We start from the raw sequence: 19,911 nt of genomic DNA, 5'->3' as shown, positions 1-19,911 counted from the left end.
CCGCCTGACGGATCGGCCCCATTCCGGAGTACCGAATGGTCGAGACCATCCGCCACGACAAGACCGCACGCCAGTTGCGCCTGCTCTCCGACGCGCTCGACAGCGGTCGGCTGGGGCCCGTGCGCCGGTTGGTCAATACCTTGTCGCCCGCGGAGATCGGCAACCTGCTGGAATCGCTGCCGCCGGGCAAGCGCGAAGTGGTCTGGGGCCTGGTCGATCCGGAGGACGACGGCGAGGTGCTGGTGCACGTCGGCGACGAGGTGCGCGAGAGCCTGCTGGCGGACATGGACACCGACGAGATCGTCGCCGCGGTCGAGGACCTCGACATCGACGATCTCGCGGACCTGGTCGAGGACCTGCCCGACACCGTCATCGACGAAGTCCTCAAGTCGATGGACCGCGAGAACCGCGAGCGCCTGGAACAGGTGCTGTCGTACGCGGAGGACACCGCCGGCCGCCTGATGAACCCGGACGTGGTCACCGTGCGCGCCGACGTCAACGTCGACGTCGTCTTGCGTTACCTGCGCCTGCGCGGCGAACTGCCGGACCACACCGACCACCTGTACGTGGTCAGCCGCCGCCACCAGTACCTCGGTCGCGTGCCGCTGGCCGCGCTGGTCACGCACGAGGACACCACGCCCATCAACCGGCTGATCGACGACGAGCAGCCGGCCATCGACGTGGGCGAGAGCGCGCAGGAAGTCGCGCGCCAGTTCTCCGACCACGACTGGGTTTCCGCCCCCGTGGTGGACGACAACAACATCCTGCTCGGCCGCATCACCATCGATGACGTGGTCGACATCATCCGCGAGCAGGCCGAGCACCAGGCGCTGGGCGCCGCCGGCCTGGATGAGGACGAGGACCTGTTCTCGCCGGTCAAGCGCGCCGTGCGCGGCCGCGTGGTGTGGTTGGGCATCAACCTGTTCACTGCGTTCATGGCGGCGACGGTCATCAAGGAGTTCGATGCTACCCTCGAGAAGATCGTTGCGCTGGCCGTGCTGATGCCCATCGTCGCCGGCATCGGCGGCAACGCCGCCGTGCAGGTGCTGACGTTGATGGTGCGCGGCCTCGCATTGGGCCAGGTGGGCGCCAGCAACGCGCGCATCCTGTGGTGGAAGGAACTGCGCGTGGCGCTGATCAACGGCGTGCTGATCGGCGGCATCGTCGGCCTGATCGCGTTCCTGTGGTTCCGCAGCCCGATGCTGTCGCTGGTGATCGCGATGGCGCTGGTGCTCAACTTCTGCGCCGCCGCCACCGCCGGCGTACTGCTGCCGCTGCTGTTGAAGCGCATGAACATCGACCCCGCCGTCGCCGGCACCGTCGTCGTCACCGCGGTCACCGACGTGATGGGCTTCTTCTGCTTCCTCGGCCTGGCGACGCTGATCCTGCTGCACTGAGAGCCGCGCATGGAGCGACTCGGCAAGGTCGGCGAATGGAACGACGACCGCGGCTTCGGCTTCATCGCTCCGCTCGATGGCGAGCCGGCCCGGGTGTTCTTCCACGTCCGCGATTACCGGCTCGAGGGTCGTCGGCCCGAGGTCGGTGAAATGGTGAAGTTCACCGCGCAGCGCCAGCCCGACGGCAAGTGGCGCGCGCGGGCGGTACGCCGGGCCGTACCTGCCGCGCGCCATGCGAAGCCGTTCATGCGCGCAACCGATGCGCCACGCACTGCCTCCCCGCTCGCCGGAGCCGGGGCGGTGACTCTGTACGCACTGTTCCTCGCCTGGGCGATCCGCAGCGATCGGCTTCCATTCGAAGCGGTGTTCGTCGTGTTGGGAGTATCGGCGATCACCTTCGTCGTCTATGCGCTGGACAAGCATGCGGCGCAGACCGGTCGCTGGCGCACGCCCGAATCGACGCTGCACCTGCTCGAACTCGCCGGGGGTTGGCCCGGCGCATGGATCGCGCAGCGGACGCTGCGGCACAAATCGCGCAAGCCCGGCTACCGCGCCGCGTTCTGGGCGATGGTGGCCCTGCATGCCAGCGCGCTGATCGCGTGGTGCTGGACGCGGCCTTGAACCCGGTACGCCGGGTTCCCCCCGCTCGGCGAGGCTGATCCTGCTGCCCCGACCGATCACGCCACGGGGCGCTTTCCTATAGACGGACGCGAGGTGTGCCGATGCCGGCACTCGGCCACGCACGCGAGGCTGACGCTTCCTCGGCCCTGTTCGCCATCGCCATGCGCCTGTTCCTGACTGCCCTGCTATGCCTGCTGGCCTGGTCCGCCCTGTCGGCGCCACCCCCCGATCCGATGCTGGCGACCACGTACCGCGGGGGCGTGCCGGTCGCGGCGTTCCTGGTCAGCGAGAAGCTGGATGGCGTACGCGCACGTTGGGACGGGCGGGCGCTGTGGACGCGTGGCGGTGCGCGGATCGCGGCACCGGACGGGTTCACCCGCGGGTGGCCGGCCGAACCCATGGACGGCGAGCTGTGGATGGCACGTGGACGCTTCGACGAAATCAACGCCCTGGTCCGTCGCGTCGGAGCCGATGCGCAGGCCTGGCGTGGCGCGCGCTTCATGGCGTTCGACCTGCCGGCGCACCCGGGGCCGTTCGCCGAGCGCGTCGTGCGCATGCGCGCCCTGGCCTCGGCCGCGCGCAGCCCGCACCTGGCGATGATCCCGCAGCGACGCTTCGACACCACCGCCGAGTTGGAGGCGGAACTGGCGCGCGTGGTCGCCGTCGGCGGCGAGGGCCTGATGCTGCATCGAGGCACCGCGCGTTACCGCGCCGGGCGCAGCGAGGACCTGCTGAAGTACAAGCCCCACGAAGACGCGGAGGCGCAGGTGGTCGCGCACCTGCCCGGCAAAGGCAAGTACGCAGGCGTGATGGGAGCCCTGCAGGTGCGCACGCCGGAAGGACGCAGCTTCCGTATCGGTACGGGCTTCACCGATGCCCAGCGGGCCACGCCGCCGCCCGTGGGCGCGTGGCTGACCTACCGCTACAACGGCCTCACTTCGACGGGGCTGCCGCGTTTCGCCCGCTTCATGCGGGTACGCGACGACATGCCTCCCTCCGATCCGAAGCGCTGAAACCCACAGAACGACGCGGCGCTGTCCCGTGTACAACGGGGTATGCTGCCGCCCGGCTCCCCGACATCGCGACCGCCATGCGCTTTCTTGCCACCGCCTGCCTGGCCCTGCTGCTGACCCTGATGACTGCCTGTGCCACAACGTCCCCGATGACCCCGACCGGCGAATTCCTTTCGCGCGAAGTCACGCTGGAAGGCAAGACCTACCGCTACCAGGTCTTCGTCCCCGCCGCCCGCTTCCGCTCCGGCGCAGTGCCCACCGTGCTCTTTCTCAACGGTTCCGGCGAGCGTGGCAGCGACGGCGTGAAGCAGACGATGGCGGGCCTGGGGCCGTACCTGCGCCAGCACGCAGCGGATTTCCCGGCGCTGGTGGTGTTCCCGCAGGCGCCCGACGACACCGAGTGGACCGAGGATGCCGGCCCGATCGCTTTCGCCACGCTCGACGCGGCGCTGCGCGAGTTCAAGGGCGACCCCGCGCGCGTCTATCTCACCGGCATGTCGATGGGCGGCTACGGCACCTGGGAACTCGCACTCCAGCAGCCCACCCGTTTCGCCGCGCTGGTGCCGATCTGCGGTGGCGTCACCGTGGACTGGACCGACGCACGGCCCGGCCTGCGCGCACATACGGTGGGCCATGCGGCCGACCCGTTCGCCGCCACCGCACAGCGCCTGAAGGACGTTCCGGTGTGGATCTTCCACGGCGGCCAGGACGACGTGGTACCGCCCTCGCAGTCGCGCCGCATGGATGCCGCGCTGAAGGCCGTCGGCGCGCGCGACGCGCGCTACACCGAATTCCCCGACGCCAACCACAACAGCTGGGACGCGACCTACGCCTACGCCCCGATGTGGGACTGGCTGTTCGCCCAGCGCCGGGGTCGCTGAGCATGTCGGAACTGGTCGAGGACTATTTCGCCGATGGCTGGCGCGAACGCACGCTGGCCTGTCCCTGCGGCTGGGAAGGCGACAGCCGCGGCATGGCGATGGAACTGCACGACGCCGTCACCGACTACGCCTGCCCCACCTGCGGCAACCTGCTGTTGATCGTCAGCCACCCGGACCTCGCCCGGGTGCGCAAGGCCGCCGCTGCCGGCAACGCCGAAGCCGCCGGCCAGTTGGCGATCATCGAAGAAGCCCTGGCCCGCTTCCCGCCCGCCGACTGAGCCGCGGCGCCGGTCACGCTTCGCAACCGCGGCAGGCCCGGGTCGCCATCGCGCCCTCAACCGCCGCCGATCCCGGCCGATAACCCGGCATCCCCTGGTGGCTGACGGGCATCCGCCCATGGCCGTGCGAGCGACTTCCGATGGCTGACGTAGCCGACGACAACTCCGGAATTTCTGGCGGCCTCCGCCGGTTTTGGTCGCGCCGTCGCGAGGCCACCGCATCCTCATCGCACGAACTCACCACGACGGGCACGGCCCGGTCGCGGCCGGCGATCAGCAGCGCGCAGCTGCAGGCCTTGTTCGCCCATGCGGAAGAACCCGCAGCGCTCCTCTCCGCCTTCGCCCATGGCGTCGCCGGCCTGCCGGGCGAACTGCAAGGCATGGGCGAGCGCCTGCAGTCCGCGCATGCGGACGGCGACTGGCCGCGCTATGGCCGCGCGATGCGCCAGCTCATCGACAAGTACATCCGCACGATCCTGGACGAGCCGTTGTCCGGCGAAGCCGAGCAACTGCGCGACCTGCTGCACCAACTGCTCGCGGGCGGCATCGAACACCTGCTGCGCGACGACGCCGCCCTGTTGCCGCAGGCGCATGCGCTGGCCGACCGCGTCCGCCAGTGGCAACCCGCGCAGGCGTTGGACCCGCTGGGCGCGGACCTGAAGGAACTCTGCCTCCAGGTCGGCGTGCGCACGCACGAGGTCGACGATGCACAGGAACTGATGCGCAGCCTGTTCGACCTGCTGCTGGAGAACGTCGGCGAACTGATCGAGGACGGCAGCTGGCTGCAGGACCAGATCGGCGCGGTGCGCCAACTGCTGGCGGGCCCGCTGGACCGCACTTCGCTGGAACAGACCCGCGCCGGCCTGCGCGAGGTGATCTACAAGCAGGGCCTGCTGAAGCAGGGGCTGGCCGAATCGAAGGCCTCGATGAAGGACATGATGGTGACCTTCGTCGAGCGTCTGGACGGCATGGCCAACAGCACCGGCGAATACCACGACCGCATCACCTTCCACGCGCAGGCCATCCGCGAGAGCCGCAGCATCGCCGAGCTCGGCAAGCGCATGGAGGACATCCTGCAGGACACCGCCGACGTGCAGGCGCAGGCACTGCGTGCGCGCGACAGCCTGCTGGAGGCACGACGCGAGGTGGAAGCGGCCGAACAACGCGTCGCCGACCTGGAAGTGGAACTGCAATCGGTCTCCGAACTGGTACGCGTGGACCAGCTGACCGAAGCGCTGAACCGGCGCGGCTTCGACGAGCTGTTCAAGCGCGAATCGGTACGCGCCCTGCGCAGCGGCCAGACCTTGAGCCTGGCGATGCTGGACCTGGACGACTTCCGCCACATCAACGCCGCCCACGGCCACCTCGGCGGCGACGCCGCGCTGTGCCATGTGGTGGTGATGGCGCGCGCCACGCTGCGCGCGAGCGATGCGATCGCACGTTTCGGTGGCGAGGAGTTCGTGCTGCTGCTGCCGGACACCAGCTTCCTGGAAGCCACCGGCACGCTCGAACGCTTGCGCGGCCGGCTGGCCCACAAGCCGCTGATCCACGATGGGCGCGGCATCATGGTGACCTTCAGCGCCGGCGTGGCGCGTTGGCGGCCGGGCGAATCGCAGGATGAACTGCTCGCGCGCGCCGACCGCGCGATGTACCAGGCCAAGCAGGCCGGCAAGGACCGCGTCGTCGCCGCCGAGGAGTGACCCCGGCGCGACGCGCCTCAGCCCAGCAGCGTCTCCAGCACGGCCATGCGCACGGCCACGCCGTTGCTCACCTGGCGCAGCACCAGCGACTGCGGGCCATCGGCGACCTCGTCGGTGATCTCCACGCCGCGGTTGATCGGGCCGGGGTGCAGCACCACGGCGTCCTTGGCCGCACGCGTCAGGCGGGTGGCGGTGAGGCCGTAGTCGCGGTGGTAATCCTCCAGCGAGGCCACCAGCCCTTCTTCCATGCGCTCGCGCTGCAGGCGCAGCATCATCACCGCATCCACGCCGTCGAGCATGGCGTCGAAATCCTGGCCGACCTCGCAGCCGGCCAGCGTGCCGTCGTCCGGCAGCAGCGACCGCGGGCCGCACACGCGGATCTCGCCCGCACCCAGCGTGCGCAGCGCATGCAGGTCCGAGCGCGCCACGCGCGAATGGTTCACGTCGCCGACGATCAGCACCTTCATCTTCGAGAAATCCGGACCCTTCGCCTGGCGCAGCGTCAGCACGTCCAGCAAGCCCTGGGTGGGATGCGCGCTGCGGCCGTCACCGGCGTTGATCAAGGCCGTGCCTTCGCCCGCTTCGGCCGCCAATGCGGCGACCGCACCGTCGTCCGCGTGGCGGACGATGAAGCCGCGCACGCCCATCGCCTCGAGGTTGCGCAGCGTGTCGCGCGCGGTTTCGCCCTTGCGGGTGGACGAGGTGGACGCGTCGAAGTTCAGCACGTCGGCGCCCAGTCGCTGTGCGGCGATGTGGAACGAGCTGCGGGTGCGCGTGGAGGGTTCGAAGAACAGCGTGCAGATGGTGGTGCCGTCGAGCACCGTCCGCCGCGGCGTGCGGCCCAGCGCCGCGTCGCGGATCTGGCCGGCGCGGTCGATCAACCGGCACAGGGTTTCGCGGGGCAGCCCTTCCAGGGTCAGCAGGTGCCGCAGGCGTCCATCCGAATCGAGTTGTGGGGTCATGGGGTGTCGTGTGGGAGAAGTCAGGTCAACTGGGTCGCGTCGTGCGGCGCGGCCAGCCAGCGTTCGATGATGACGGCGGCGGCGACGGCATCCAGCGCGGCGGCGTCGCGGCGGCGCTTGCGCCCTTCCGCGCGATCCAGCGCGAAGCGTTGCGAAGCTTCCACCGAGCTGGTGCGTTCGTCCACCAGCACCACCGGCAGGTTGTAGCGCAGGCGCAGTTCGCGCGCGAACGCATGGGCGCGCTTGCGGATCGGCTGGTCGCCGCCATCGAGGGTCATGGGGTCGCCGACGACGAGGCCATCGGGCTTCCATTCCGCATGCAGCTTGTCGATGGCCGGCCAATCAGGCCCATGGCCATGCACGTCGATCACGGCCAGCGCGCGTGCGCCGGTGCCGAAGGCGCTGCCCACCGCCACGCCGATGCGGCGGGCGCCCACGTCGAATCCCAGTACGGTGCCGTCCAGCTTCATGCCATCTGCCTCCGTTCGGACATATGCATCCCATCCTGCACCCGTGGCCGTGGAGAGGGCGTCTGCGGGGCGGGGCGCGCGATCATGCGTGGCCGCTGTAGTCCGTCAGGCGCGTCATGTCCACGCCGATCCGCTGGCCGGCCGCCTGCCAGCGCCGCTCCAGCGGCAGCGCGAACAGCAGCTCGGCATCCGCGGGCGCGGTGAGCCAGCTGTTCTCGCCCAGTTCGTATTCCAGTTGCCCGGCGCCCCAGCCCGCGCAGCCCAGCGCGACGATCGCATGCGCAGGGCCGTCGCCGGCCGCCATGGCTTCCAGGATGTCGCGGGAGGTCGTCAGGTAGAGCCCGTCTGCCACGGCCAGCGTGGACTCCCATGCGCGCGGGCCGTCATGCAGCACGAAACCACGCTCCGGGTGCACCGGGCCGCCGGCGAGGACTATCTGGTCGGCCAGGCGCGGATCCTGCGCTTCCAGGTTCATCTGCCGCAACACTTCGCCCAGCGTGTACTCGGAGGGTCGGTTGACCACCACGCCCATCGCGCCTTCGTCGTCGTGCTGGCAGATCAACGCCACGCTGCGGGCGAAGTTCGGATCCGACAGCGCCGGCGACGCGATCAGCAGCTGGTTGGCCAGGGGCGTGGCGGCGTTTTGCATGGACGTCATTCTAGCCCGGCGCGCGCAGGTGCGCCCCCTGCGGACGGGAACCGTCCGCGATGCCGCCTAGAATGCGGCGACCCTCTCTCGATCCTTTTTCCATGTCCGGCTACTGCGACATCGCCCCCGGCCACCCGCTGCACGGCCCCTACCACGACCACGAATACGGTTTCCCGCAGCGCGAGGAAGCGGTGCTGTTCGAACGCCTGCTGCTGGAGATCAACCAGGCCGGGCTGAGCTGGGAAACCATGCTGCGCAAGCGCGAGGGTTTCCGCGCCGCCTACCACGGCTTCAGCGTCGACAAGGTCGCCCGATACGGCGAGCGCGACCGCGCGCGGCTGATGGCCGACGCCGGCATCATCCGCAACCGCCTGAAGATCGAAGCGGCCATCCACAATGCCCAGGTCATCCAGGGCCTGCGCGGCAGCCATGGCGGCTTCGCCGAATGGCTGGATGCCCACCATCCGCTGGGCAAGGCCGAGTGGGTCAAGCTGTTCAAGAAGACCTTCCGCTTTACCGGCGGCGAGATCACCAACGAGTTCCTGATGAGCCTGGGCTACCTGCCCGGGGCGCACCGCGAGGACTGCCCCGCCTATCGCCGCGCCGCGAAACAGCGGCCGCCGTGGATGGCGCGCGCCGGGCATTGATCCACCGCAATTGCGGCGTTCCACGATGGTCGTATGCTGGTGTCCGACCCCGGGCTCGATAATGTCCGTTTCGTTCCAGCCACCGCCCTCATGTCCGAAGACCGCATCCGCCACGCCGCCCTGCGCGCCCGCCTGACCACGCCCGAGGCCGCCGCCGCGCTGATCCAGCCCGGCGAGACCGTCGCGATGAGCGGCTTCACCGGCTCGGGCTATCCGAAGGCGGTGCCGCTCGCCCTCGCCGCCCGCATCGAACACGCACATGCGGCCGGCCAGCCGTTCCAGATCAAGCTGATGACCGGCGCCTCCACCGCACCGGAGCTTGATGGCGCCCTGGCCAAGGCCGATGCCATCGCGCTGCGCATGCCGTTCCAGAGCGACCCGGACGCGCGCAAGCGGATCAACGACGGCACCCTGGATTACATCGACATCCACCTCAGCCACGTGGCGCAACACGTGTGGTTCGGCTTCTACGGCCCCATCGACACGGCCGTGGTGGAAGTTTCGGCGATCCGCGAGGACGGCACGCTGGTGCCGTCTACCTCGGTGGGCAACAACAAGACCTGGCTGGACCTGGCGAAGAAGGTGATCGTGGAGGTCAACGACTGGCAGCCGGCCGGCCTGGAGGGTATGCACGACATCTACTACGGCACCGCCCTGCCGCCGCACCGCAAGCCGATCCCGCTGGAACACGTGCAGGACCGCATCGGCGACACCGCGCTGCATTGCGACCCGGACAAGATCGTCGCCGTCGTGCGCACGCACGGCCCGGACCGCAACAGCCCGTTCAGCCCGATCGATGCCACCAGCGAGCGCATCGCCGCGCACCTGATCGAATTCCTCAAGCACGAAGTCGCGCAGGGCCGCCTGCCGGCGAACCTGCTGCCGCTGCAATCGGGCGTGGGCAACATTCCCAACGCCGTGCTGGCGGGCCTGGCGAAGAGCGGTTTCCGCGGCCTCACGGCGTTCACCGAGGTCATCCAGGACGGCATGCTCGACCTGCTGCGCGATGGCGTGCTCGATGTCGCCTCGTGCACCGGCTTCGCGCTGAGCCCGGAGGCGAACGAGGTGTTCAAGCGCGACATCGCCTTCTACCGCGAGCGCATCATCCTGCGCACGCAGGAAATGTCGAACCATCCGGAGCTGGTCCGCCGGCTCGGCTGCATCGGCATGAACGGCATGATCGAGGCCGACCTCTACGGCAACGTCAATTCCACCCACGTGATGGGCAGCCGCATCCAGAACGGCATCGGCGGCTCGGGCGACTTCGCCCGCAACGGGTTCATGTCGGTGTTCCTCAGCCCCAGTATCGCCAAGGGCGGCAGCATCTCCGCGCTGGTGCCGATGGTCAGCCACGTGGACCACACCGAACACGACGTCTCGGTCATCGTCACCGAACAGGGCCTGGCCGACCTGCGCGGCCTCACCCCCAAGCAACGCGCAAGTACGCTGATCGCGAACTGCGCCCATCCCGACTATCGCGACGCCCTGCAGGACTACTTCGACCGCGCCCTGCACCACAGCTACGGCAAGCACACCCCGCACCTGCTACCGGAAGCGCTGTCGTGGCACCAGCGGTGGTTGGAGACGGGGAGCATGAAGGGCTAGGCGCCTTCAAACCTTCGCCCCATCCACCTAGGTCGGGGTGAGCCCAACGCGACACGCCGTCCGCGATCTGGGGGTTAGGACTCGTGGGCTAACCCCAAGCAATGGCCATGGCGAGGAACGCCGTCGCCGCATCGCCTCTCGCGCAGGTCGCGCCATGTCAGCGTCAATGATCGGTGCGGAACACAACTATGGATGGCCGCCAGCTCTCAGGCACCGGTAATACCGCCGCTCGAGATAGTTGCTCAAGAAGCCGACAGCCCCAAAAGCAGCACCCCACTTCTGCATGTAGGGCAATGATCCCTTCACGAAGATCATTGCGGCAAGCACCAGAAACGAAGCAACGACCAAGGTCAGGACAATCTTTCCGACCTGGAGCGTGTGGGCTTTCCAGTTCACGATAAGCACCATCACGGCCGTCGCGAACAGCAAGGCATTCAAGATATTCAAAGTGAGGAGAAGCGCACTCATTCGTCTTCAAGCTCCTTCTTCATCATGCTTGCTGCTTGGACCATATCGTTCGTAAAGAGAAGGCAACAACCACCCGCGTAGCCCCGCTCCTAATGCTCCAGCCCTGGATTGTTTGCGTCTGCTGATTATAAAAGGTCTTCGTCAGCCCATAGGTTGGGGTGAGCGCAGCGAACCCCAACAGCCTCAGCCTTCCCCCGCACGGACATCGTGCTCGGGCGTTGGCGCCCAATCCTCCGGCATCTCGCCCAGCAGAATGTGGCGATGGCTATGGCTCATCATCTTCCCCGCGCGCCGGGGTTCGCAAGCTCGCCCCAACCCATGGCTCTGCCGCTTCGTCAAGCCTCGCCCGCAGCGGCATCCGAAATCTCACGAAACCATCGACGCCTTTCACTCGGCTGATCCAGCCTGTCGTAGTCCTGCGTGAAAGCATCCAACAGCGCCGACGTAGCCGATTCATACTTCCAAAGCTTCTTCGCAAGCAGATGTTGAAGGACGTCCAGTTGGGACAGGACCTCGTCATCCCCTTCGGTTGCCAGGGCGGCGTCGGCAAAACGGCGATACAGGCCTGCCAGCAGGTCGCTGCCCTCGCGGGAAGAAAGCGCTTCATGGAGGTATCGCTCGTCCACCACAGGATCGACCGACCCCGCATGTACGCCATGCTCCGAGAGGAAGCCTTCAATCAGCTCCGACCGGCACGCGATCTCGGCCGCCAGAAGCCTGTAAACCCCGGCGAGCGCTTCGACCGCTGTCATGGGTGATCCTTTCCCCTGCACGTTGACCTCTGTGTCCACGACGAGTGGGGGGCTGGATCGAGCCGTCATCGCCGCCCACCCCATCCTACCCGTTCGCCGTCAGGCGCTGTGCTCCACCAGGCGCAACTGCTTCATCACCCCCAGCACCCGCAACGCGCGCGCCATGAACACGCCGCTGAAGAGTCCGTACGTGCCGGCCACCACCACGACGGCCGTTGTCGTTTCAAGGATGCCCGGCTTCATGGCATGGACCACGGCCACGGCGTACTTGAAGAAGAAGATGCCCATCATCAGCGCCAGCGGCACCCAGCTGCCGGTCACGGTGAACTGCTTCGTCGATGCGTCGTAGGCCGCGCGGCGCGACGGGGCCCGCACCAGGGCGATGGCGACCACCGCGACCCACGCGCAGGCCCAGGCGGCCAGCGCGGCGAGGTGGGCGTCGAAGGTCGACCAGACCGAGTACAGCGACCAGGCCAGCATGGCGACCGGGAGCACGATGAGGCGGCCGCGCGACACCTGACGCGTCCTGCTCTGCACGTAACCCAGGTAGACCAGGCCGAAGAACAGGCCGAAGACCCAGAGGGGGGTGTGGGTGAGGATCTGCGTCATGGGGCAAGGGTCCTGGAGAGGCCGACACCGTGTCGGTTCACGCACATCTTCCGATCCGCCTGCCCTCCCGTGAGGTGCCGGAAGTCAACACTTTCAGGTGCCGGAGGTCGTGGAGCCTACCCGCTTCGATCCACTCCGTTGACCCTGTGCCCGGCCTCGGCAGCCGGTCAGATGCTGCAGCCGCGACGGCTCATCGAAGCCTGGATCGTGTTCGCGCTGGAGGGGCTGTTGCGCATGGCACGGCGAAGCTCTTCACAGGTCACGTCCTTGAGGAACTGCTGATAACGGCCGACGAACGAGCTGTCGTGGAGGGTCACGTTGAGCCGTGACGGTGCCTCGAACGCACGCTTGTCCTGGCGGGCGAAGAGATCACGCTCGCCTGCGCGCAGCGGCGCAGCCGGCAGCGAGAGCACCAGCGGCCCCTCGCCCTGCGATGGCAGCGGCGGCGCGTCGTGCGGCGCGACCTCCGGAGGCGTCGCCGGCATGCGCGGCGCGGGTCGCGGGCGTGCAGGCAGCGACGGCAGGTTCGGGCGCGAAGCCACGGTGCGTGGAACCACGGTCGGGCGCGCGATGAAGCGCAGGCGCGGGCGATCGCTGTCCTCCGCCATCCGACCCTGCCCCGGCGATCGAGGGTCCAGCAGCACAACGCCGAAACATGCATGCACCAGCACGACCACGACGACGGCGACGATCCTGTCCCTGCGCATGCGTTCCATCCTGATGGCGAGCGAGTGTGCGAATGGCTCGCCACCCTACCTGCACGATCAGCGCGCCACGCATCGCGGCGCGAACACGTTCAGAACGAAGTCAGCCCCATGTAAGGGACGGGTTAAACGCCCACAGAAAAGGGGCGGTCGCCCGCCCCTTTTCTTGATGACGCGATGGCGCGTTGCGCGGCCGTCAGCGGACTTCCGCGATCTCCACGCCGTCCAGGCCCTGTGCCAGCGTGCGAGCGTCGCCGCCCTGGGCCAGCTTGATGCGCAGGCGCACTTCGTTCTGCGAATCGGCGTAGCGCAGCGCGTCCTCGTAGCTGATCTCGCCGGCCTGGTACAGCTCGAACAGGCTCTGGTCGAAGGTCTTCATGCCGAGGTTGGTGGATTCCTTCATCACTTCCTTCAGCTTGTGGATCTCGCCGTCGCGGATGTAGTCCTGGATCAGCGGCGTGCCGAGCAGGATCTCCATCGCCACGCGGCGGCCCTTGCCGTCCGGCGTCGGGATCAGCTGCTGCGCGACCACGCCCTTGAGGTTGAGCGAGAGGTCCATCAGCAGTTGGGTGCGGCGGTCTTCCGGGAAGAAGTTGATGATGCGGTCCATCGCCTGGTTGGCGTTGTTCGCGTGCAGCGTGCACAGCACCAGGTGCCCGGTTTCGGCGAAGGCGATGGCGTGGTCCATGCCTTCGCGCGTGCGCACCTCGCCGATCATGATCACGTCGGGCGCCTGGCGCAGGGTGTTCTTCAGCGCCGCATCCCAGCTGTCGGTGTCGATGCCGACCTCGCGCTGGGTGATGATGCAGCCCTCGTGCTTGTGCACGAATTCGATCGGGTCCTCGATCGTGATGATGTGGCCGGTCGAGTTCTGGTTGCGGTAACCGATCATCGCCGCCAGCGAAGTGGACTTGCCGGTACCGGTCGCGCCGACGAAGATGATGATGCCGCGCTTGGTCATCGCCAGCGTCTTGATGATCGGCGGCAGGTTCAGCTCTTCCACCGTCGGGATGCGCGTCTCGATCCGGCGCAACACCATGCCCACCTGGTTGCGCTGGTAGAAGCAGCTCACGCGGAAGCGACCCACGCCGGCCACGCCGATCGCGAAGTTGCACTCGTGGGTCTTTTCGAATTCCTCGCGCTGGCCCGGCGTCATCACGTTCAGCACCAGGTCGCGCGACTGCTGCGACGTCAGCGGCGTCTGCGTGATCGGCGAGATCTTGCCGTGCACCTTGATGGACGGCGGCATGCCGGACGTGATGAACAGGTCCGACGCCTTCTGGTGCGCCATCAGCTTGAGGAAGGAGGTGAAGTCGATGGTGCTCATGGGTCTGCTCCGTAGGCGAGGCGGCGGTCAGGCGGCGTGGCGCCGCGCGGGCCCTGCCGTCATTCGAACAACCGCTTGTCCTTCGCGTATTCCTTGGCCTGCTGGCGGGTGATCAGCGCGCGCTTCACCAGGTCCTGCAGGTGCTGGTCCAGGGTCATCATGCCGCTCTGCTGGCCGGTCTGGATGGCCGAGTACATCTGCGCCACCTTGTCCTCGCGGATCAGGTTGCGGATGGCCGGGGTGCCCACCATGATTTCCCACGCCGCGGTGCGGCCGCCGCCGATCTTCTTCAGCAGCGCCTGCGAGATCACCGCGCGCAGCGATTCGGACAGCATCGAGCGCACCATCGGCTTCTCGCCGGCGGGGAACACGTCGATCACGCGGTCGATGGTCTTGGCCGCCGAGCTGGTGTGCAGGGTGGCGAACACCAGGTGGCCCGTTTCCGCGGCGGTCAGCGCCAGGCGGATGGTTTCCAGGTCGCGCAACTCGCCGACCAGGATGTAGTCCGGGTCCTCACGCAACGCCGAACGCAGCGCCTCGTTGAAGCCGTGCGTGTCGCGGTGCACTTCGCGCTGGTTGATCAGGCACTTCTGCGAGGTGTGCACGAACTCGATCGGGTCCTCGACGCTGAGGATGTGCCCGTACTCGTTCTTGTTGATGTGGTCGATCATCGCCGCCAGCGTGGTCGACTTGCCCGAACCGGTCGGGCCGGTGACCAGGATCAGGCCCTGCGGCTGCTGGATCAGCTCGCGGAACAGCGGCGGGCAGGCCAGGTCTTCCAGGGTCAGCACTTCCGACGGAATCGTACGGAAGACGGCGCCGGCGCCGCGGTTCTGGTTGAAGGCGTTCACGCGGAAGCGCGCCAGCGACGGGATCTCGAACGAGAAGTCGACCTCGAGGAATTCTTCGAAGTCGCGCCGCTGCTTGTCCGACATGATGTCGTAGACCAGCGCATGCACCTGCTTGTGGTCCAGCGCCGGGATGTTGATGCGGCGCACGTCGCCATCCACGCGGATCATCGGCGGCAAGCCGGCCGAGAGGTGGAGGTCCGAGGCCTTGTTCTTTACCGAGAACGCCAAGAGTTCGGCGATATCCATGACGCTGCTTCCCCAAGTTGCTGCGAACTGGAACGTTCATTCCCCGAAGGGCAGTATAGCGCCCTTGCCGTTCCCGCCAATGGTTGGATGAACATGCTCGCCGACACCCTCAGCGAGACCCTGCAACATCTTGAAAACGCAGCGAAAGCCGCACATCGGCCAACCCCCGCGTTGCTGGCCGTGTCCAAGCTGCAACCGGCCTCTGCCGTGGCCGAACTGGCGCGTGCCGGACAGCGCGCCTTCGGCGAAAACTACGTGCAGGAAGCCCAGGCGAAGATCGGCGAACTGGCGGACATGGGCCTGGAATGGCATCTCATCGGCCACCTGCAGTCGAACAAGGCCGAACTCGCGGCGCAGCTCTTCGATTGGGTGCAAACGGTCGACCGTCACAAATTGGTCGGCGCTCTGTCACGCTATCGTCCTTCCGATCGGGTGCCGCTGAATGTGCTCGTGCAGGTGAACATCGATGACGAGGCCAGCAAGCATGGCTGCCAGCCGGACGAGGTCGCCGCCCTCGCCGATGCCATCGCGGCCGAACCGCGGCTGCGGCTGCGCGGCCTGATGGCCATCCCCGCGCCGCATCCCGACGCCGCCCGGCGCATCGCGGCCTTCCAGCGCATGCAAGCGCTGCAGGACGGGCTGGCGGCGACGCATCCCGGCGTGGATACCCTGTCGATGGGGATGAGCGACGACTACCCGCTCGCCGTCGCGCACGGCGCCACGATGGTCCGCATCGGCACCGCCCTGTTCGGCGCGCGACCGGCGCGAACCACCTGACTCCTTTCTACTTTTTTCCAGAGGCCTGACGCCATGACTCCTTCCACGCCGCGCCTGCTGACGCATCCGCTGGCCTTCGTCGGCGGCGGCAACATGGCCCGCAGCCTGATCGGCGGCCTGCTCAAGCGCGGGGCGGATGCCTCGCGCATCCGCGTGGCCGAGCCCAACGAGCCCCTGCGCGCCGCGCTGGCGGCGGACTTCGGCGTGCAGGTCTTCACCGAGGCCGGGGAAGCGGCCTACGGCGCGGATACCTGGCTGTTCGCGGTGAAGCCGCAGGTCATGCGCACGGTGTGCGAATCCCTCGCACCGTTGGCACAGGCGCAACGCCCGCTGGCCGTTTCCATCGCCGCGGGCATCACCGTCGCGCAGATGCAGCGCTGGCTGGGCGGCGGCGTGCCGGTGGTGCGCAGCATGCCCAACACGCCGGCCCTGCTCGGTGCCGGCGTCACCGGCCTGCATGCGAGCGATGAGGTCGACACCGCCGGCCGCGAACGGGCGGAATTGCTGCTCTCTGCCGCGGGCCCGACCGTGTGGATCGACGCCGAAGCGAAGATGGACGCCGTCACCGGCGTGTCCGGCAGCGGCCCGGCCTATGTGTTCCTGTTGGCCGAGGCAATGGAATCGGCCGCGGTGGCCGAAGGCCTGTCGGCCGATGCCGCACGCACGCTGGTGCTGCAGACCGTACTGGGCGCAGCGCGCATGCTGACCGAAAGCGGCGAAACACCTGCGGAACTGCGCCGCCGGGTGACCTCGCCCAACGGCACCACGCAGGCGGCGATCGAAACCTTCCAGGCCGGTGGCTTCGAAGCGCTGGTCGCCCGGGCCGTGCATGCGGCGACCGCACGGGGCGGCGAACTGTCCGCGGCGAACGATTGACGCCGCATCCGGCCCGCTCAGAACCTCGTAACGCCCTTACCGCACACAGGCACCGACGCCGATGAAACTCCTGATCGCCCCGCTCGTTCTCGCCCTGTCGCTGGCCGCCTGCTCCGGCGGCGAGACGCCGCGCGCCGCCGAGTTCGTACCGCCCGCCCCCGCCGAAACCGACTTCGGCAACCTGCGCGTGCGCTTCAACGCCCTGCCCACGCTGGCATTGAGCGAAGCCGTCGCGAAGCAGTACGGCGTGCCGCGCGATGCCGGCACCGCACTGGTGCTGATCGCCCTGCGCGAGGTGAAGGGCGCCGAGGAGCTCGATGCCGACGGCGACGTGAGCGTCACCGCGCACGACCTGTCCGGCGCGCGCCAGGTCGTCGCACTGCGCAAAGTGGAGGCCGGCGAGTACACCGACCTGATCGGCACCGCGCGCATCTCGCCACGCAATTCCTACCGCTTCGAGATCGTGGTGCAGGCCGGTGGCCGCACGGAAACGGTGAAGTTCCAGCGGAATTTCTGAAGCGCAGCAGCCTTCGACCGTTGTGGGAGCGACGTAAGTCGCGATGGAGCACCGCGGTGGCCTATCGCGACTTACGTCGCTCCCACGCCAGACCATCCGTACAGGGAGAACCGCCTCAGCGGTGGCGCGACGACCACGCCTGCACGATGGCCGCGATGGCGCGCACGCCATCGGTCAACGCCGCCGGCCCGGGCTGCAGGATCAGCGGCGATTTGATTTCGTGCAGTTCGCCGTCGCGCACGGCGGGAATCGCGTCCCAGCCGGGGCGTGCCGCCACGCGGTCGGCGCGGAACTTCTTGCCGCACCATGAGCCCAGGATGAGGTCGGGTGCGCGCCGCACCACCTCGCTGCCGTCGGCGAGGATGCGGTGCTTGGCCAGCGACTCGCGCGCCATCTCGGGGAAGACGTCGTCGCCGCCCGCGATGCCGATCAATTCGGACACCCAGCGGATGCCGGTGATCTGCGGCTCGTCCCATTCCTCGAAATAGACCGTCGGCCTGCGCGGGAGCCGCGCCGCCTGCGCACGGATATCGTCCAATCCACGTGCGAGCGTGTCGGCGTACGTGTTGGCGCGCGTCGCGGCACCCACCAGCGCGCCCAGCCGCCGCACGTAGTCGACGATGCCCTCCACGCTGCGGTGGTTGCTGATCCACACCTCCACGCCCTGCCGCACCAGCGCGGCGGCGATGTCGGCCTGGATGTCGGAAAAGCCGATGGCGAGATCCGGCTGGAGTTTCAGGATCTCGTCGATCTTCGCGCTGGTGAACGCGCTGACCTTCGGCTTTTCCTTGCGTGCCTGCTGCGGACGCACGGTGAACCCGCTGATGCCGACGATGCGGTCCTGCTCGCCGAGCGCGTACAGCGTTTCGGTCGGCTCTTCGGTCAGGCAGACGATGCGCTGTGGGCCCCTCACGGCGATGCCCGCCCTGTGGGAACGACGTCAGTCGCGAGCTCTTGGGACGCCGCGAAAGGCTCGCGACTGACGTCGCTCCCACCGGGATCCTGGATATCCCTCAAGGGAACAGCATCCGCTTGCTCCACGCGCCGGCGGCATCGCATGCGTAGCGCCAGCGCTCGTGCAGGCGGAACTGCGCGCCGTACCAGAACTCGAGCGCGTCGGGCGCCACACGGTAGCCGCTCCAGCCCGCCGGCCGCGCTACGTCGCCGCCAGCGAAGCGCGCTTCCACTTCAGCCATGCGGCTTTCGAACGCTTCGCGCGAGTCCAGCGTCTCGGACTGGATCGACGCCCATGCGCCCAGCTGGCTCTGGCGCGGACGGGAGGCGAAATAGGCATCGGCTTCGGCATCGCTGACCGGCGTCACCACGCCTTCCACGCGTACCTGGATGCCGGCCTCGCGCAGGGTGCGCCACAGGAACAGCAGCGCGGCGCGCGGATTGTCCTGCAGCTCGCGGCCCTTCTGGCTGTGCGTATGCGTGTAGAAGACGAAACCGTGTTCGTCGAACGCTTTCAGCAACACCGTGCGCGCGGACGGGCGGCCGTCCGGCGTGGCGGTCGCCACCGTCATCGCATTGGGTTCGATTTCGGTGCCCGCGGCCTTCGCTTCGCCGAACAGCGTGGCGAACGTGGACAGGGCTTCGGCGTACAGGTCGGTCATGGCATCGCAGCGGCAGCGCCCGCGTCCCGGGCATGCGCTATTGTCGCGCGATGACGACACCTGTGCATCCCGAGGGTTTTCCGGCGCGGCTCGTCGACGACGCGCTGCAGGCCGCGCGCGCGTCGTCGTCGTCGTCGTCGGCCACGCCGGTGTTCGCCATCACCGGCCTGCAGGGCAGCGGCAAGTCGACGCTGGCGGACCAGGTCGCGGCCCGGGCGCGCGGCGAGGGCCTGCGCGTGGCGGTGCTGTCGCTGGACGACCTGTACCTGACGCACGCCCAGCGGCAGCGGCTGGCAGCCGACGTGCACCCGCTGCTCGCCACCCGCGGCCCACCCGGCACGCACGACGTGGCGCTGGGCTGCCATGTCCTGGACGCACTTCGCAAGGGCCAGGACGTGGTGCTGCCGCGCTTCGACAAGCTGGCCGACGATCGCGCGCCCGACGAGGCCTGGACACGGACCGAAGGCCGCATCGACCTGGTGCTGTTCGAAGGCTGGTGCCTGAAGGCGATGCCCGAGGCCGACGCGGCGCTGGCAGCGCCGCTCAATGCGCTGGAACGCGACGAAGACGCGGACGGCCGTTGGCGCCGCTATTGCAACGACGCGCTGCGCACCGACTACCCGGCCTTGTGGTCGCGCATCGACGCGCTGTGGTTCCTGCAGCCGCCCGGCTTCGACATCGTGCGGACCTGGCGCGGGGAACAGGAACAGGCCCTCGTGGCGCGCGACCCGCAGCGGACCGGCATGGACCGCGCGCAACTGGACCGCTTCATCCAGCATTACGAGCGGACCAGCCGGCACTTGCTGGCGACGCTGCCGGCGGTCGCCGAGCGGACGATCACGCTGGATGAAACCCGGCGACCCGTCGCGGCGCAGGGTGGCGTGGGAGCGACGTAAGTCGCGATGACGCACCCTGATACCTTCAATCGCGACTTACGTCGCTCCC

General features: G+C 68.3%; 23 protein-coding genes. 12 read left to right on the top strand and 11 right to left on the bottom strand.

The window, feature by feature from the left end; all coding sequences use genetic code 11:
- The first annotated feature begins 35 nt into the window (after positions 1-35).
- From mgtE to ASD72_RS00925, 6 genes are all read left to right on the top strand, one after another.
- On the top strand, positions 36-1,397 hold the full coding sequence (gene mgtE, locus ASD72_RS00950) for a magnesium transporter (RefSeq protein ID WP_056878100.1): 1,362 nt from the start codon (positions 36-38) through the stop codon (positions 1,395-1,397).
- Positions 1,398-1,406: 9 nt separating this feature from the next.
- Positions 1,407-2,018 (top strand): DUF1294 domain-containing protein, encoded by a 612-nt coding sequence (locus ASD72_RS00945; RefSeq protein WP_056878099.1) that lies wholly within the window; start codon positions 1,407-1,409, stop codon positions 2,016-2,018.
- 101 nt (positions 2,019-2,119) lie between these two features.
- Positions 2,120-3,031 (top strand): DNA ligase, encoded by a 912-nt coding sequence (locus ASD72_RS00940; RefSeq protein WP_235577894.1) that lies wholly within the window; start codon positions 2,120-2,122, stop codon positions 3,029-3,031.
- A 77-nt stretch (positions 3,032-3,108) separates the two neighbouring features.
- Positions 3,109-3,912 (top strand): prolyl oligopeptidase family serine peptidase, encoded by an 804-nt coding sequence (locus tag ASD72_RS00935; protein WP_056878098.1) that lies wholly within the window; start codon positions 3,109-3,111, stop codon positions 3,910-3,912.
- 2 nt (positions 3,913-3,914) lie between these two features.
- Entirely contained in the window at positions 3,915-4,190 is a 276-nt protein-coding gene (locus ASD72_RS00930; RefSeq protein ID WP_056878097.1) for a hypothetical protein, read from the top strand.
- A gap of 140 nt (positions 4,191-4,330) precedes the next feature.
- Positions 4,331-5,890, top strand: a complete 1,560-nt coding sequence (locus ASD72_RS00925; RefSeq protein WP_056878096.1) for a GGDEF domain-containing protein — start codon at positions 4,331-4,333, stop codon at positions 5,888-5,890.
- A 17-nt stretch (positions 5,891-5,907) separates the two neighbouring features.
- Here ASD72_RS00925 and ASD72_RS00920 read toward each other — a convergent pair whose 3' ends face one another.
- The 3 genes from ASD72_RS00920 to ASD72_RS00910 form a co-directional block, all read right to left on the bottom strand.
- Positions 5,908-6,852 (bottom strand): aspartate carbamoyltransferase catalytic subunit, encoded by a 945-nt coding sequence (locus tag ASD72_RS00920; RefSeq protein ID WP_056878095.1) that lies wholly within the window; start codon positions 6,850-6,852, stop codon positions 5,908-5,910.
- A 20-nt stretch (positions 6,853-6,872) separates the two neighbouring features.
- Positions 6,873-7,322, bottom strand: a complete 450-nt coding sequence (ruvX, locus tag ASD72_RS00915) for a Holliday junction resolvase RuvX (protein ID WP_056878094.1) — start codon at positions 7,320-7,322, stop codon at positions 6,873-6,875.
- 82 nt (positions 7,323-7,404) lie between these two features.
- A complete protein-coding gene (locus tag ASD72_RS00910; RefSeq protein WP_056878093.1) occupies positions 7,405-7,971 on the bottom strand; it encodes a YqgE/AlgH family protein in 567 nt (188 codons plus the stop codon).
- Between the two features lie 101 nt (positions 7,972-8,072).
- Here ASD72_RS00910 and ASD72_RS00905 point away from each other — a divergent pair, with 101 nt between their 5' ends.
- Together ASD72_RS00905 and ASD72_RS00900 are read left to right on the top strand one after the other, a co-directional pair.
- The gene (locus ASD72_RS00905; protein WP_056878092.1) at positions 8,073-8,618 is read left to right on the top strand and encodes a DNA-3-methyladenine glycosylase I; all 546 of its coding nucleotides are present in this window, start codon (positions 8,073-8,075) and stop codon (positions 8,616-8,618) included.
- 90 nt (positions 8,619-8,708) lie between these two features.
- The gene (locus ASD72_RS00900) at positions 8,709-10,223 is read left to right on the top strand and encodes an acetyl-CoA hydrolase/transferase family protein (RefSeq protein WP_056878460.1); all 1,515 of its coding nucleotides are present in this window, start codon (positions 8,709-8,711) and stop codon (positions 10,221-10,223) included.
- A gap of 186 nt (positions 10,224-10,409) precedes the next feature.
- Here the strand turns inward: ASD72_RS00900 and ASD72_RS00895 are convergent, their stop codons facing one another.
- The 6 genes from ASD72_RS00895 to ASD72_RS00870 form a co-directional block, all read right to left on the bottom strand.
- Positions 10,410-10,691: a hypothetical protein gene (locus ASD72_RS00895; protein ID WP_056878091.1), complete on the bottom strand. Its 282-nt coding sequence runs from the start codon at positions 10,689-10,691 to the stop codon at positions 10,410-10,412.
- A 335-nt stretch (positions 10,692-11,026) separates the two neighbouring features.
- Positions 11,027-11,443: a hypothetical protein gene (locus ASD72_RS00890; RefSeq protein WP_056878090.1), complete on the bottom strand. Its 417-nt coding sequence runs from the start codon at positions 11,441-11,443 to the stop codon at positions 11,027-11,029.
- A gap of 99 nt (positions 11,444-11,542) precedes the next feature.
- Positions 11,543-12,097, bottom strand: coding sequence for a DUF6622 family protein (locus ASD72_RS00885; RefSeq protein WP_343123674.1), 555 nt, complete (start codon positions 12,095-12,097; stop codon positions 11,543-11,545).
- Positions 12,098-12,219: 122 nt separating this feature from the next.
- Complete coding sequence (locus ASD72_RS00880) at positions 12,220-12,759, bottom strand: hypothetical protein (protein ID WP_155944407.1); 540 nt, start codon at positions 12,757-12,759, stop codon at positions 12,220-12,222.
- 193 nt (positions 12,760-12,952) lie between these two features.
- Entirely contained in the window at positions 12,953-14,083 is a 1,131-nt protein-coding gene (locus ASD72_RS00875) for a PilT/PilU family type 4a pilus ATPase (RefSeq protein ID WP_056878087.1), read from the bottom strand.
- Between the two features lie 59 nt (positions 14,084-14,142).
- Positions 14,143-15,180 carry a type IV pilus twitching motility protein PilT gene (locus ASD72_RS00870; RefSeq protein WP_056878086.1) on the bottom strand — a complete coding sequence of 346 codons (1,038 nt, stop codon included), beginning with the start codon at positions 15,178-15,180 and terminating at the stop codon, positions 14,143-14,145.
- 93 nt (positions 15,181-15,273) lie between these two features.
- Between ASD72_RS00870 and ASD72_RS00865 the strand changes: the two genes are divergently transcribed.
- From ASD72_RS00865 to ASD72_RS00855, 3 genes are all read left to right on the top strand, one after another.
- Positions 15,274-15,957, top strand: a complete 684-nt coding sequence (locus ASD72_RS00865) for a YggS family pyridoxal phosphate-dependent enzyme (RefSeq protein WP_056878459.1) — start codon at positions 15,274-15,276, stop codon at positions 15,955-15,957.
- A 33-nt stretch (positions 15,958-15,990) separates the two neighbouring features.
- A complete protein-coding gene (gene proC, locus ASD72_RS00860; RefSeq protein ID WP_056878085.1) occupies positions 15,991-16,833 on the top strand; it encodes a pyrroline-5-carboxylate reductase in 843 nt (280 codons plus the stop codon).
- 61 nt (positions 16,834-16,894) lie between these two features.
- On the top strand, positions 16,895-17,350 hold the full coding sequence (locus ASD72_RS00855; protein WP_056878084.1) for a DUF4426 domain-containing protein: 456 nt from the start codon (positions 16,895-16,897) through the stop codon (positions 17,348-17,350).
- A gap of 115 nt (positions 17,351-17,465) precedes the next feature.
- On the opposite strand, the gene ASD72_RS00850 is transcribed toward ASD72_RS00855, so the two are convergent.
- Positions 17,466-18,263: a cobalamin-binding protein gene (locus ASD72_RS00850; protein ID WP_235577893.1), complete on the bottom strand. Its 798-nt coding sequence runs from the start codon at positions 18,261-18,263 to the stop codon at positions 17,466-17,468.
- Positions 18,264-18,363: 100 nt separating this feature from the next.
- Positions 18,364-18,966: a pyridoxamine 5'-phosphate oxidase gene (pdxH, locus tag ASD72_RS00845; protein ID WP_056878082.1), complete on the bottom strand. Its 603-nt coding sequence runs from the start codon at positions 18,964-18,966 to the stop codon at positions 18,364-18,366.
- Positions 18,967-19,016: 50 nt separating this feature from the next.
- On the opposite strand from pdxH, the gene ASD72_RS00840 reads away from it, so the two are divergent.
- Complete coding sequence (locus tag ASD72_RS00840) at positions 19,017-19,862, top strand: kinase (RefSeq protein ID WP_056878081.1); 846 nt, start codon at positions 19,017-19,019, stop codon at positions 19,860-19,862.
- Positions 19,863-19,911 lie beyond the last annotated feature (49 nt).

Source organism: Pseudoxanthomonas sp. Root630, from assembly GCF_001427585.1.
Classification (GTDB): domain Bacteria; phylum Pseudomonadota; class Gammaproteobacteria; order Xanthomonadales; family Xanthomonadaceae; genus Pseudoxanthomonas_A.
This window is presented reverse-complemented; position numbering and strand designations above follow the sequence as displayed.

Excerpts from the sequence above, each read along its gene's own strand:
- ASD72_RS00935 (WP_056878098.1), top strand. The coding sequence starts at position 3,109 with ATGCGCTTTCTTGCCACCGCCTGCCTGGCCCTGCTGCTGACCCTGATG.
- ASD72_RS00925 (WP_056878096.1), top strand. The coding sequence starts at position 4,331 with ATGGCTGACGTAGCCGACGACAACTCCGGAATTTCTGGCGGCCTCCGC.
- pdxH (WP_056878082.1), bottom strand. The coding sequence starts at position 18,966 with ATGACCGACCTGTACGCCGAAGCCCTGTCCACGTTCGCCACGCTGTTC.
- ASD72_RS00865 (WP_056878459.1), top strand. The coding sequence starts at position 15,274 with ATGCTCGCCGACACCCTCAGCGAGACCCTGCAACATCTTGAAAACGCA.
- ASD72_RS00905 (WP_056878092.1), top strand. The coding sequence starts at position 8,073 with ATGTCCGGCTACTGCGACATCGCCCCCGGCCACCCGCTGCACGGCCCC.
- ASD72_RS00940 (WP_235577894.1), top strand. The coding sequence starts at position 2,120 with ATGCCGGCACTCGGCCACGCACGCGAGGCTGACGCTTCCTCGGCCCTG.
- ASD72_RS00855 (WP_056878084.1), top strand. The coding sequence starts at position 16,895 with ATGAAACTCCTGATCGCCCCGCTCGTTCTCGCCCTGTCGCTGGCCGCC.
- mgtE (WP_056878100.1), top strand. The coding sequence starts at position 36 with ATGGTCGAGACCATCCGCCACGACAAGACCGCACGCCAGTTGCGCCTG.
- ASD72_RS00920 (WP_056878095.1), bottom strand. The coding sequence starts at position 6,852 with ATGACCCCACAACTCGATTCGGATGGACGCCTGCGGCACCTGCTGACC.
- ASD72_RS00945 (WP_056878099.1), top strand. The coding sequence starts at position 1,407 with ATGGAGCGACTCGGCAAGGTCGGCGAATGGAACGACGACCGCGGCTTC.
- proC (WP_056878085.1), top strand. The coding sequence starts at position 15,991 with ATGACTCCTTCCACGCCGCGCCTGCTGACGCATCCGCTGGCCTTCGTC.
- ASD72_RS00880 (WP_155944407.1), bottom strand. The coding sequence starts at position 12,759 with ATGCGCAGGGACAGGATCGTCGCCGTCGTCGTGGTCGTGCTGGTGCAT.
- ASD72_RS00870 (WP_056878086.1), bottom strand. The coding sequence starts at position 15,180 with ATGGATATCGCCGAACTCTTGGCGTTCTCGGTAAAGAACAAGGCCTCG.
- ASD72_RS00930 (WP_056878097.1), top strand. The coding sequence starts at position 3,915 with ATGTCGGAACTGGTCGAGGACTATTTCGCCGATGGCTGGCGCGAACGC.
- ASD72_RS00840 (WP_056878081.1), top strand. The coding sequence starts at position 19,017 with ATGACGACACCTGTGCATCCCGAGGGTTTTCCGGCGCGGCTCGTCGAC.
- ASD72_RS00900 (WP_056878460.1), top strand. The coding sequence starts at position 8,709 with ATGTCCGAAGACCGCATCCGCCACGCCGCCCTGCGCGCCCGCCTGACC.
- ruvX (WP_056878094.1), bottom strand. The coding sequence starts at position 7,322 with ATGAAGCTGGACGGCACCGTACTGGGATTCGACGTGGGCGCCCGCCGC.
- ASD72_RS00890 (WP_056878090.1), bottom strand. The coding sequence starts at position 11,443 with ATGACAGCGGTCGAAGCGCTCGCCGGGGTTTACAGGCTTCTGGCGGCC.
- ASD72_RS00875 (WP_056878087.1), bottom strand. The coding sequence starts at position 14,083 with ATGAGCACCATCGACTTCACCTCCTTCCTCAAGCTGATGGCGCACCAG.
- ASD72_RS00910 (WP_056878093.1), bottom strand. The coding sequence starts at position 7,971 with ATGCAAAACGCCGCCACGCCCCTGGCCAACCAGCTGCTGATCGCGTCG.
- ASD72_RS00895 (WP_056878091.1), bottom strand. The coding sequence starts at position 10,691 with ATGAGTGCGCTTCTCCTCACTTTGAATATCTTGAATGCCTTGCTGTTC.